The 12,050-nt window shown below is 43.9% G+C and carries 10 protein-coding genes; 6 read left to right on the top strand and 4 right to left on the bottom strand.

Going from position 1 to position 12,050, the window contains the following annotated elements; all coding sequences use genetic code 11:
- Positions 1-675 (bottom strand): ABC transporter ATP-binding protein, encoded by a 675-nt coding sequence (locus AB4154_RS14535; RefSeq protein WP_004730959.1) that lies wholly within the window; start codon positions 673-675, stop codon positions 1-3.
- Between AB4154_RS14535 and AB4154_RS14530 the strand changes: the two genes are divergently transcribed.
- From AB4154_RS14530 to mrdA, 5 genes are all read left to right on the top strand, one after another.
- A complete protein-coding gene (locus tag AB4154_RS14530) occupies positions 674-1,291 on the top strand; it encodes an arylesterase (protein ID WP_372123366.1) in 618 nt (205 codons plus the stop codon). The genes AB4154_RS14535 and AB4154_RS14530 overlap by 2 nt on opposite strands.
- An 81-nt stretch (positions 1,292-1,372) precedes the next feature.
- A complete protein-coding gene (fabV, locus tag AB4154_RS14525; protein WP_017067782.1) occupies positions 1,373-2,572 on the top strand; it encodes an enoyl-ACP reductase FabV in 1,200 nt (399 codons plus the stop codon).
- 179 nt (positions 2,573-2,751) lie between these two features.
- Positions 2,752-4,659: an EAL domain-containing protein gene (locus AB4154_RS14520; RefSeq protein ID WP_372123364.1), complete on the top strand. Its 1,908-nt coding sequence runs from the start codon at positions 2,752-2,754 to the stop codon at positions 4,657-4,659.
- A gap of 120 nt (positions 4,660-4,779) precedes the next feature.
- Positions 4,780-6,435 (top strand): ABC-ATPase domain-containing protein, encoded by a 1,656-nt coding sequence (locus AB4154_RS14515; protein ID WP_017060076.1) that lies wholly within the window; start codon positions 4,780-4,782, stop codon positions 6,433-6,435.
- Positions 6,436-6,811: 376 nt separating this feature from the next.
- Positions 6,812-8,710 carry a penicillin-binding protein 2 gene (gene mrdA, locus AB4154_RS14510; RefSeq protein ID WP_017060075.1) on the top strand — a complete coding sequence of 633 codons (1,899 nt, stop codon included), beginning with the start codon at positions 6,812-6,814 and terminating at the stop codon, positions 8,708-8,710.
- Between the two features lie 125 nt (positions 8,711-8,835).
- Here the strand turns inward: mrdA and AB4154_RS14505 are convergent, their stop codons facing one another.
- Positions 8,836-9,456 (bottom strand): DNA-J related domain-containing protein, encoded by a 621-nt coding sequence (locus AB4154_RS14505; RefSeq protein ID WP_029235437.1) that lies wholly within the window; start codon positions 9,454-9,456, stop codon positions 8,836-8,838.
- 575 nt (positions 9,457-10,031) lie between these two features.
- Positions 10,032-10,871: an isopenicillin N synthase family oxygenase gene (locus AB4154_RS14500; RefSeq protein WP_017060073.1), complete on the bottom strand. Its 840-nt coding sequence runs from the start codon at positions 10,869-10,871 to the stop codon at positions 10,032-10,034.
- Positions 10,872-11,070: 199 nt separating this feature from the next.
- Between AB4154_RS14500 and AB4154_RS14495 the strand changes: the two genes are divergently transcribed.
- The gene (locus AB4154_RS14495; RefSeq protein WP_372123414.1) at positions 11,071-11,679 is read left to right on the top strand and encodes a DUF2238 domain-containing protein; all 609 of its coding nucleotides are present in this window, start codon (positions 11,071-11,073) and stop codon (positions 11,677-11,679) included.
- 107 nt (positions 11,680-11,786) lie between these two features.
- Here the strand turns inward: AB4154_RS14495 and AB4154_RS14490 are convergent, their stop codons facing one another.
- Positions 11,787-12,038 (bottom strand): hypothetical protein, encoded by a 252-nt coding sequence (locus AB4154_RS14490; protein ID WP_065584968.1) that lies wholly within the window; start codon positions 12,036-12,038, stop codon positions 11,787-11,789.
- Positions 12,039-12,050 lie beyond the last annotated feature (12 nt).

The raw sequence follows: 12,050 nt of genomic DNA, 5'->3' as shown, positions 1-12,050 counted from the left end.
TTAGACTTCCTCTATCTGACCGACATGCATCTTGAGTGTTCTTTGGCAACGTTGTGCAAGCTTAGGATCGTGTGTCACCAAAACTAAAGTTGTGCCGTGGGATGAGTTCAATTCAAACAACAACTCAACAATTTTGGCTGCCGTTTGTTGGTCTAGGTTGCCTGTGGGTTCATCGGCAAAAAGAATTTTTGGCTTAATCATAAATGCGCGCGCCAACGCGACCCTTTGTTGTTCACCACCAGATAGCTGCGACGGTAAGTGATCAAGCCTGTCTTTCAAGCCTACTGATTCAAGCAGAGCAGTCGCGCGTTCGATGTCTTCGTCTTCTCCCTTTAACAAACAAGGTAACGTGACATTTTGTAGCGCTGAAAGACTTGGAATTAACAAGAAGCTTTGAAATACAAACCCTACCGATTCACTGCGGATCTTCGCTCTTGCCTCGTCATCAAGCTGTGAAAGTGGCTGTCCTAATAAACTGATTTCGCCTTTCGTTGGTACATCAAGACCAGCAAGCAGCGTCATTAAGGTCGATTTACCCGCGCCAGACGTGCCGACAATCGCGACAGTTTCGCCTTCACGAATATCGATATCGACGTGCTCTAGGATTGTTAAATGTTCTTGATTAGTAGACACTGTCTTCGAAACAGCTTCTGCTTTAATGATGGATGTATGCATGACTCGACTAATTTCCTTTTTATTCTTTATTTTATTTTCAACCGCTTCTTTGGCTCAAGATACCCGCTTAGATTCTAAGTTACTGGTCCTTGGTGATAGCCTGAGTGCTGGTTACAACATGGACATCAAACAGAGTTGGCCAAGCCTGTTACCAGACGCGTTAGCAAAGCATGACAAAACGGTAACCGTGGTTAACGGGAGTATTTCTGGTGATACAACGGGCAATGGTTTAGCCCGCCTACCACAATTGCTTGAAGAACATGCTCCAGACACCGTTCTTATCGAACTTGGTGCGAATGATGGACTTCGTGGTTTCCCACCTAAGCTGATGTCTGCAAATCTTGAGCAGATCATTGAGCAGATAAAAGCTGCGGGCGCCAAACCTATAATGATGCAGATTAAAATCCCACCAAATTACGGAAAGCGTTACAACCAGGAGTTTGAATACGTTTTTGCAGCGCTTGCTGATCAACAAAACGTGCCACTTTTGCCGTTTTTCCTAGAGCATATCATCCTCAAACCTGAGTGGATGATGAACGATGGACTGCATCCAAAACCAGAAGCTCAACCTTGGATTGCTGAATTCGTCGCCGAAGAATTATATCAGTATCTTTAAGTTTTAATGGTCTAGCTCAATAAATTTTACACAGCTTTACGTTAGCCTGAGTGCATATCACCGTTAACTGTAAGGTTATTTATGCTGATCGAACCTGTTATCAAGGGTGTGGTAGCCAAAAGCGCTCACCCTCTTGGCTGTCAAGAAGCCGTAAAGCAACAAATCAAGTTTGTTAAGAGTGCGCCGCAAATCAAAGATGGCCCTAAACGAGTACTGATTATCGGCGCTTCCTCAGGCTTTGGCCTTGCCGCTCGTATTGCCCTTACCTTTGGCGGCGCAAAAGCTGACACTATCGGCGTCTCATTCGAGCGCGGTCCAAACGAAAAATCCCTAGGTAGTGCTGGTTGGTACAACAACATCTACTTCAAAAAAGAAGCCGAACGAGAGCAACGCACTGCTATCAACATCGTTGGCGACGCATTTTCGCAAGAAACACGCTCACAAGTTGTCGAAGCCATTGAAACCTACTTCGAAGGTGAAGTGGATCTGATTATCTATAGCTTAGCTGCAGGCGTTCGTCCTAAACCAGATTCCGATGAGTTTTGGCGCTCTGCCATCAAACCTATTGGTGAAAGCGTAACTGGCGCAACCATTTCTCTGGAACACGACAACTGGGTCACCAACACGCTTGAAGCCGCGACGGAAGAAGAAGCCGAAAGCACACTCAAAGTGATGGGAGGCGAAGATTGGGAACAATGGATAGATGAGCTCATCAACGCAGAATCTATTGCTCCGGGTTGTAAGACAATCGCGTTTTCTTATGTGGGTCCAGAAGTCACACATCCTATCTATTTAGACGGTACATTGGGACGCGCTAAGATCGACCTTCACCAAACCAGCCACGCTCTTAATCTAGAGTTAGCTAACTTTGATGGCAACGCTTACGCGGCGGTATGTAAAGCCCTAGTCACTAAAGCGAGCGTTTTCATCCCTGGATTAAGCCCTTACTTACTTGCTTTGTATAAGGTGATGAAAGAGAAAGAGACCCACGAAGGTTGTATCCAACAAATGCAGCGTCTGTTTGGCAGTAAACTTTATGGTCAATCCAAAGTACCACTTGATGGTGAGCGATTGATCCGTATGGATGATTGGGAATTAGACCCAGAAACCCAAGCGCACGTAACTGAACTGCTAGAAAAGATGGACGAAAATAACTTCCAAACCTTAGGGGATTACCAAGGGTTTAAAGAAGAATTTCTACAATTAAATGGGTTTGCTCAACCATCGGTAGATTATAGCCAGAAACTTAATACAGAAGATTTTATAAAGTTAAAGCCTTAATCTAAAATTATCTCATTACTGAGACCCGGATTCACATTTGAAAACCTCTGCATAATTGCGGAGGTTTTTTCGTGCAACATTTCTTATACTTAGTTAACGTAAGATTCACAGTTTTCTTTGGTTCATCATAATTAACACAGGATGTGTTGATGCATTTAGCATAATTGACTCGGAGTCATATGAAGAAAATAAAAACTCTCGATTTAGATATCCCAGACGATATGGAGCACGGTTGGCAGAATATTGTCGACCTCTTAGCTCAAATTACTCAAGTGCCCGCAGCACTAATCATGCGTGTTCACGCCAATTACATTGAAGTTTTTTCAACCAGTCGTAGCGAGAACAACCCATACAACAAAGGTGATTCTGAAACGCTGGGGAATGGGCTGTACTGCGAAACAGTGATGGAAACTCAACGACAGCTTCTTGTGCCTAACGCGCTTGCCGATCCTAAGTGGGACAACAACCCAGACATCAAACTCGGCTTAGTCTCCTATTGTGGTATTCCATTACTTTGGCCTAACGGTGAACTGTTTGGCACCATTTGTATCTTGGACTCGAAAGAGAATCACTACACCCCTACTTATATCAAACTGTTAGAGAGCTTTCGGACTTCGATTGAATCTCAGCTTAAAACCCTATTCCAACACGCCAAGCTTACCCAAATGAATCGCGACCTAAAAAACCGCGTTTACAATCGCACTAAAGATCTCGCGAGCCTTAATTACTCGTTGAATCAAGAAATTGATAAACGAAAAGCGGCTGAACAGAAGATTAACTTCCAAAAGAATCACGACCTCGGCACCGGCTTTTTAAACCGAAACGCATTTGAATCTCGCTTAAACCACAAGCTACTGTCACAGAGAAGGCTGACAGACAGCTCATTTGCAGTCGTTCATATTGGTTTTACCAACGGTAGACGCATACAAGCACGCTACGGCTATAACGCGTTAGACCAAGTGCTTGTTGAATACCGAAAACGCATCGACTGTATTTCTGATATCGATGTATTAACTGCACGCCCTACTTCGGTTGACTTCGTATTGGCGTTTAGCGTTAAAGATTTACACCATCGCCTTGAAGAACTTTGCCAGACGCTCGTTAAAGTTGGTCATTCAGAATTCGACATCGAAAGTGACAAAGTGCATTTGCACGCGTTTATTGGGATTGCAATTACGAACGACGAAGATGACGCGGAAAGCATTCTGCAGAAATCTTCTGAAGCGATGTTAGCCTGCAAAGATTCAGGACAAAAGTTCGCTTACTACTCTCAATCCCATACCGAAGAACAAACTCACATTAATAAGATCGAAGGCTATTTGCTTCAAGCCGTTCGTAATGATGACCTTATGCTCTACTTTCAACCCAAAGTTAGCCCGTTGACGCATCGCTGGGTCGGTGCTGAAGCTTTGCTTCGTTGGCGACATCCTGTTTTGGGTGATATCTCTAACGAAACCCTGATCCACATGGCTGAACAAAACGGTTTGATTTTCGAAGTGGGCAGCTTTGTTTTACGCAATGCGATTGAAAAAGCCAAAGAGTGGTCCTCATACGTTGAAGATTTCAAGATGGCTGTGAATGTGTCTGCAATTCAACTCAAGAACGTACACTTTGCGGAACAAGTGGTTCACCTACTCGAAACCTATCATTTAGAGCCTCGTTTCTTAGAACTTGAAGTTACGGAGAGTGGACTGATAGCAGATGAAGTGGTTGCCAAGAATACCTTGGGATCTTTGCACGATATTGGCGTTACATTGTCACTAGATGACTTCGGTACGGGCTACGCCTCCTTCAGTTATCTGAAGAAGTTCCCATTCGACACCATTAAGATTGATAAGAGCTTTATCGACCAAATGCTCAACTCACACGAAGACTCGGAAATTGTTCGTTCTATTGTCCAAATTGCCAAAAAGCTCGACTTAAAAGTGACGATTGAAGGCATAGAAACGGAGGTTCAGGAGCAATTTATTATTAACGAAGGCTGCGATGTGGGCCAAGGTTACCTTTACGGAAGACCAATGCCGAGCCAAGAATTCGAACACAGCTTAATCAATCAAAACTATTTGGGGACAACTCGTTACGCTTAAAGCGAAAAAGAGCAGTTAGTTTTGGATTTAGGCCTACTTTCTCTTTACTCTAAAGGTGGTGATTTTTATAATCGCCGCCTTTCTGTTTTTATCTTTCCCCTTATATAGGCATTCCTCGTTATGGATCAGTTGACTGCAAAGCTTAAAAAGCTCGAAAAACAAAACTACCGTGCATATCAACAAATTAAAGGTCAATACGACTTTGCTGATTTTGAATTACACATCGACCACATCCAAGGTGACCCATACGCGTCAGCTTCTCGTTTTCGTGCAACGCGCGCGTGGTCTTTGACCGGGTTAGATTGGCTGAAAGAAAAATCTTACGAATACCAAGTAGCCGCTCGTGACTTTATCGCACGTAGCTTCTCTGAGTTCGCGAAACAAGAGTCGACCGTTTCTATCGCGCTGACGGGTCAAACCGTATTAGACAACACAGCTGTTGTATTCACAGACCACGGCATCGAAATTCGTTTCCGTATTAATTTACCAGCTGATGGTCGTAGCATTCTTGCTAAGAAAGCGAACAACATCATCACTTTCTACTTACCGAAGTTTATTCGTCGCGCGACGCTTGAGCGTGAGTTAAACATCGATGCAATGATCAAACATTGTGAAACGATTGAAGACCAAGAAGCGCTGCGTGCTCAATTGGATGAAAACAACCTAGCCGCTTTCGTTGCAAACGGCAGTGTGTTACCTCGTATCGCGGGTAACTGCGACCTTCCAATGAAAGACGCGGTACCTTTCGCGGCTCCAGAATCATTGAGTGTTACGTTAAATACTCCAAACCAAGGTGACGTGACCGGCCTAGGCATTCCAAAAGGCATTACGCTGATCGTTGGTGGTGGTTTCCATGGTAAATCGACACTGTTGAACGCCGTTGAACGTTCTATCTACAACCATATTCCTGGTGACGGTCGCGAAGGCATTGTAACTGCGATTGATACGATGAAGATCCGCGCTGAAGATGGTCGATGTGTGCACAGCTTGAACCTGTCAAACTACATCAACCATTTACCAATGCAGAAAGACACATCTGACTTCAGCACACAAGATGCGTCAGGTTCTACGTCTCAAGCGGCTTGGTTACAAGAATCGATTGAAGCCGGCGTTCAAACTCTACTTATCGATGAAGATACGTCAGCGACTAACTTCATGATTCGTGACGAGCGTATGCAAGCGCTAGTGTCAAAAGGCGATGAGCCAATCACACCACTTGTCGACCGCATTGGTCAGCTTCGTGAAGAGATGGATATCTCTACCATTGTTGTAATGGGTGGCTCTGGTGATTACCTAGATGTCGCGAACACTGTGATTCAAATGCACGACTACCAAGCGGTAGATGTGACTGAAAAAGCAAAAGACGTGATTGCTCAGCACCCTACTCAGCGTACTAACGAATGTGAAACTGCTTTAGAAACGTTTGTACCGCGTTCATTGAACCGTGCTTCACTGATGAACATTCTGACTGACGGTAAATTCCGTGTTAATGCTAAAGGCAAAGAGTCACTGCGTTTTGGTAAAGAGTTCGCAGACCTTTCTGCGCTTGAGCAATTAGAATCACCGTCTGAAGTGAATGCGATCGGTTGGGCTTGGTTCCAATTCGCACAAACTCCAGGTTGGTCAAACAACCCTGCTAAAGAGTTTAACGCTATTTTAGAAAACGAATGGCACGCTAACATGCCTAACTACGGTGACCTAGCGAAACCAAGAACGTTAGATGTGATGGCTGCTCTGAACCGTATGCGTAAATCTCAGTTCAAGCCTTCGAACTGATTTCGTTAAATATCGGATTTATTGTGCTTCTAGGTTTTTGAAGTTTTAATCTTCTAATTTACTAAAGCTTCTAAGCCACTAAATAAGCAAATTAACCTTCTACGGCTCTCATTCTGAGGGCCGTAAATTTATCTAACCTCTTTTGACCTAACCTCTAGTGTCGTCAAAACTCTTGAACTTTATAAATTCATAAAACCAATCTTTACATCAATTACTTATCATCTTTTGTAATGAGAAAATTAAAGGCACTGTTTACCGCCATCTAATGCTGTCGATCCCTCAAAACATGACACAGCTTTTACAAAACCCTAGTGATATTCAGATAAAGTCCCGACTCGACAAGTGTAACCAAATGTAACAGACCCTTGAGGCTTCAATGAATCATAAACGCGTTAAGATGCGTGACCATAAAATCGAAGTGAACCTATTCAAAAACCGCGTAATCGTCGCGTTTTGTGGGATCTTGATGTTCACTCTTGTCTTAGTCGGCAATCTATACCGACTTCAAGTTGAAAATTTTAAAAGCTATCAAACTCGTGCCGATGGCAACAGAATCAAAGTATTACCTATCGCCCCTACTCGTGGACTTATTTACGACCGTAACGGCGTGTTGCTTGCAGAGAACAAGCTTGTCTTTGATCTAACCATGATTCCTGAGCAAACCGATGATGTCGATGCAATGCTCACCAAGCTAGACAAATATGTCCCCCGTGATGCAGAGCAGATCGCTCGTTTCAAAAAACGCTATCACAACACCCGCCGTTTTAAATCTGTGACTATTCTAGAGAACTTAACGGAGGAAGAGATCGCCAAGTTCTCCGTGCACCAGTACCAGTTCCCCGGCTTATCTATCGATACCAGCTTAAAGCGTTTTTACCCGAATGGTGAGGTGCTTACCCATGTTCTTGGTTACGTGGCGCACATCAATGATAGCGATCTCAGAAAGCTTGAAGAACAAGGGATAGAAGCGAATTATCAAGCTACAACAATCATAGGAAAACTGGGTGTTGAACGTTATTACGAAGATATTCTGCACGGCACCAAAGGTTATCAAGAAGTCGAAGTAAACAGCCGTGGGCGAATAGTCCGAACCATTGAGTACGTGCCGCCAGTAGCTGGTAAAGATATCGTGTTAAATATTGACCTTGAGCTGCAAAAATACGTCTTTGAACAACTTGATCACCGAACTGGAAGCGCGGTTATTCTCGATCCGAAAGACAACAGCGTGTTGGCGATGGCATCAAGCCCGAGTTACGACCCTAACCTATTTGTCGACGGCATTTCGAGTAAGAACTACCAACGTTTATTGAATGATCCGGCTCACCCGTTGGTTAACCGCACCACTCTAGGCGTTTATCCTCCTGCCTCAACCGTTAAACCATTTATGGCTGTGGCAGGACTGCAAGAACATGTCATCTCTGAAGATACCATCCGTAACGACCATGGCGTTTGGAGAATTCCTGGCTCTAAACGAAACTCTAAATCGTGGCGTGACTGGAAACGTTGGGGTCACGGACCTGTCGATGTCACTCAAGCCATTGAAGAGTCGGTAGATTCATTCTTCTATCAAACCGCTTTCGATTTGGGTATTGACCGAATTTCAAGTTGGATGAACCGATTTGGATTTGGTGAACCGACAGGCATTGATATCTATGAAGAAAGTACCGCCAACATGCCGACTCGAGAATGGAAGATGATGCGTTATCGCACCCCTTGGTATCAGGGTGACACAGTTCCGATTGGTATTGGCCAAGGTTATTGGACATCGACACCTATGCAACTTGCTAAAGCAACGTCAGTATTGGTTAATCATGGTAAGGTGATGCCACCTCATATCTTAAGAGCCACCTTAGATCATGGTGAAGATTTCAGTACACAACAACTTGTCGAACCGGAGCCAATGCCCTCAATCACCGAAGTACCGGATAGAATTTGGGATGTGCCAATCAATGCGATGCGACTCGTAAACCACGGTAATCGAGGCAGCGGCAGACGTGCATTTAAGGGAACTGAATACACGAGCGGCGGTAAATCAGGAACTGCACAAGTCTTTGATCTTGCGAAAGACCAGGTCTACAACTCGAAGAAACTCGCTAGACACTTGCTTGACCATGCGCTTTACACGGCTTTCGCACCGTATGAACACCCTGAATATGTCGCAACTGTGGTTATTGAACACGGTAACGGTGGCTCAAAAGTTGGTGCGCCTTATATCCGTAAAGTACTCGACTATGCCTTTGAACATAAAAGTGGTGAGAGCAAAGATCACTCCTAACACCAATAACTTAAGTCGCTACAGCACATAGCGTAATAACGACAAAGCCCCACTTGTGTCACTCACAATGTGGGGCTTTCTGTTTTAGGGTTCTAAGCAATTAGACAGCTAAAAATGCCTGTCGATTATGAGCTTCTTAATACATGCCATGCTTCACAGAGCGTCTGAAATTTTGCGGTGTTGCCTTCGTCTCTGTCCGGATGCCATCTCAATGCCAGTTGTCGCCAACGTTTTCTAATTTCATGGTGTGTCGCGTCTAAAGGTAACTCAAACAGGTTCAATGCTCGACTTCGATCCATATCGAGTTCATCACCACCCACATACTTTCTATACCGAGTCCAAAATTCGTTCAACAGCCTTTTGACTTCACCTTCATCCGCTTCATAGTTAACCCAATTAATGTAGTATTCTCGAAGTGGGTCTTGATGATCGATGCTGTGACTGCTTCCGTGATAACGACCATTCATCAATTCGATGTCCATCGCTTGGACTTGGAGCCAACCATCTGGGTGTAAGGTTTCTTGAAGCTGATAAAGCGCATTCATGATAAGGAAGTTCTTTTTAAACAACTCTTTCTCAGGCACAGCATCCAACACTGGCACAAACCCAAGATCGTTCAGATGAGCTGCCAATGTGTGTACTTTCCATCCACTTGGCTTTTGCTTAAGCACTTCCATTATCGGCCAAAGCAATGGGTTTTCCATATGGCAATGAAAGTTTGCTCTCACATCTTGATAATTCGACATAGTTGACTCAGTTAGCTTCTCTGAATTAATGGATTTCTAGAACTGTGGATACTATAAGTAACCTGTTTCGCATCCGTTGCGTATCTTCTTTAATTGAAAGCGATTTTCTAAGATTTGTCGAGCTTAAGGACAAACAACTTTCTAACGTTTGGCTTAAAGGCACCTTTTATCGTCAAAACTGAGTACCATTTCGTTGAATACAACCATTAGGGCGTGTTGACCTTTCGCGGTTAAATTTTGTTCGAGATAAAAGCGTTTTAATCGCGGCGAGGGAGAAGTAGCCTAGTCATTCTAAGCAAATCTCCCTCAACAAAGAGTAAAACGCTTTTAGCCGAACCCTTCGGGCAGCGTTTGCTGGTCATTTCTACTACGTTATCGGCTTCTCATGTAGGCTAGCTACACATCGATGCCTCTGCCTTGTATAAATACCCAGCAACTCGCTGCAAAAATCAGCTCGAAAGATCAACACGCCCTAGTAATAAAGCCGCAATTCTTTGGTACGGATACAAAAAAGGTCAGCGACTTAGCTGACCTTTCACATCTATCCCAATTTTAGGGACGAAGCATTGAACTGACTAGATAACGCCAAGCTCTCTTAGACGTTCCATTAGGTATTCGTTTGCTGTGTACTTTTCAGATAGCACTACTTCTGGTTTCGGGTGAAGGAATAGAGGCAAAGAGATACGAGACTTCTCTTGGCGTTCACCTGATGGGTTGATTACACGGTGAGTTGTCGATGGGAAGTAACCACCAGATGCTTCTTGAAGCATGTCACCGATGTTGATGATCATGTTACCGAAGTCACATGGAACATCTAGCCACTCGTCATTTTGAGCTTTAACTTGAAGGCCCGGCTCGCTTGCAGCAGGAAGAACCGTCAGTAAGTTGATGTCTTCGTGTGCCGCAGCGCGGATTGCACCTGGCTCTTCATCACCTTGCATTGGTGGGTAGTGAAGAACACGAAGCAGAGTCTGTTCACTGCCGTTGATCATTTCTGATAACGCAATAGAGAATTTCTCTTGTACTTCTTTAGGAGCATGAGCTTCAACCCAACCTAGCAGCTCTTGAGCAAAAGCATTCGCACGTTGGTAGTAATCTAGAATCTGTTCTTTCAGCTGCTCAGGGATTTGACCCCATGGGTATACGTGAAAGTACTCTTTGATGTCTTTTACAGTGTGGCCCTTAGCAACTTCAGACACTGAAGGTGGAAAATATCCATCTTGTGTTTCAACATTAAAGTGGAAGTTCTCTTTTTCTTCAGAGATGAAGAATTGGTACCAGTTTTCGTAAATTGACTCAACAAGCTCTTTCGGGATTGGGTGGTTCTTAAGAACACCAAAACCAGTTTCACGTAGAGAGCGAACAAATTGTTCTGCTGCGTCGTCAGCAAGGTAATCGACAGTTTCCAGTTTCATGACTTTCTTTCTTGTTATGTAGTAATAGAGCGATTTTAAGGATCGCTTTGTTGTAAATCAAACTTTTGTGAAACTCTCGCAACCGTTTGTCTAGATACTGGGCGATAACGCCGGTTTTCAACAAATATGGTGATTAGAGCACAATTGAACACTGTTCATTATTGTGTAACTATACATGAAACTAATACAGGATCTGATGATGACAATTACGCCACTTGCTCAAAATAGACCATTACTGTCATTGACGACGCTGTATCTGATTGTGTTTCTATTTTCAGCGTTTGCTCCCTCTTCAAGAGCGGTATGGATTGCCGAAATTGTCCCAGCGCTTGCGATATTGGTGGGAATCTGGTGGTTATCAACAAAGCTCACCTTCACTAAGACAGCTTACGTTTTAATGTTTATCTGGCTAATTTTGCATACGATAGGCGCGAAATATACCTTCGCAGAAGTGCCATTTGATTGGTTCAACAACATGATAGGTTCTGAGCGTAATAACTTTGATCGTGTCGCGCATTTCTCAATTGGCCTTTATGCTTACCCACTCGCTGAGTACTTGATTCGTAAAAAACTGGCTCAACCGGTGCTGGCATGTTTCTTTGCGCTATTTGCGATCATGAGTGTGGCTGCAGGTTATGAAATTATCGAGTGGTGGTACGCGGAGATTGCAGGTGGTGATGAAGGTATCGCGTTCCTTGGCTCACAAGGTGATATTTGGGATGCACAGAAAGATATGCTGTGTGACACCACGGGCGCAATTGTCTCGCTATTACTTCTTAAGCTTCAATGGCGTGTCAGAGCTTACTGAGCTCAATTCTTTACTCTGAGTATCAAAAGCAATGTTGAAATGCCACACACAAACTGCGCTGTGGCATTTTTAGTTTCAGCATTGTTTGCTCGTTTTAATGCGACAGGTTATTTCATCGTTACCTTGCCACCAACAAACTTGTAGGCTGGCGTACCTCGAACCAAAGTGTCTCGCGCAAATTCAATCCCGCATTCAGGGCACACACATGGTTTTTTCGTGAAATCTTCAACGATACGCTCCTTAAAACATTTCACGAGTGCACCTTTACCACCTTTCCGATACTTAAAAAGCTGCGTTTTACATTTGGCACAGAAAATCTGAACCGTCTTGGTCGGTTGTTTCTTGTTTGGTTTAGCCATAGAAGTTAATGA

Source organism: Vibrio sp. 10N.286.51.B11 (genome assembly GCF_041469245.1).
In the GTDB taxonomy this organism is placed as follows: domain Bacteria; phylum Pseudomonadota; class Gammaproteobacteria; order Enterobacterales; family Vibrionaceae; genus Vibrio; species Vibrio crassostreae_C.
The sequence above is the reverse complement of the archived record's forward strand: the minus strand, read 5'-3'. Positions and strand labels throughout refer to the sequence as shown.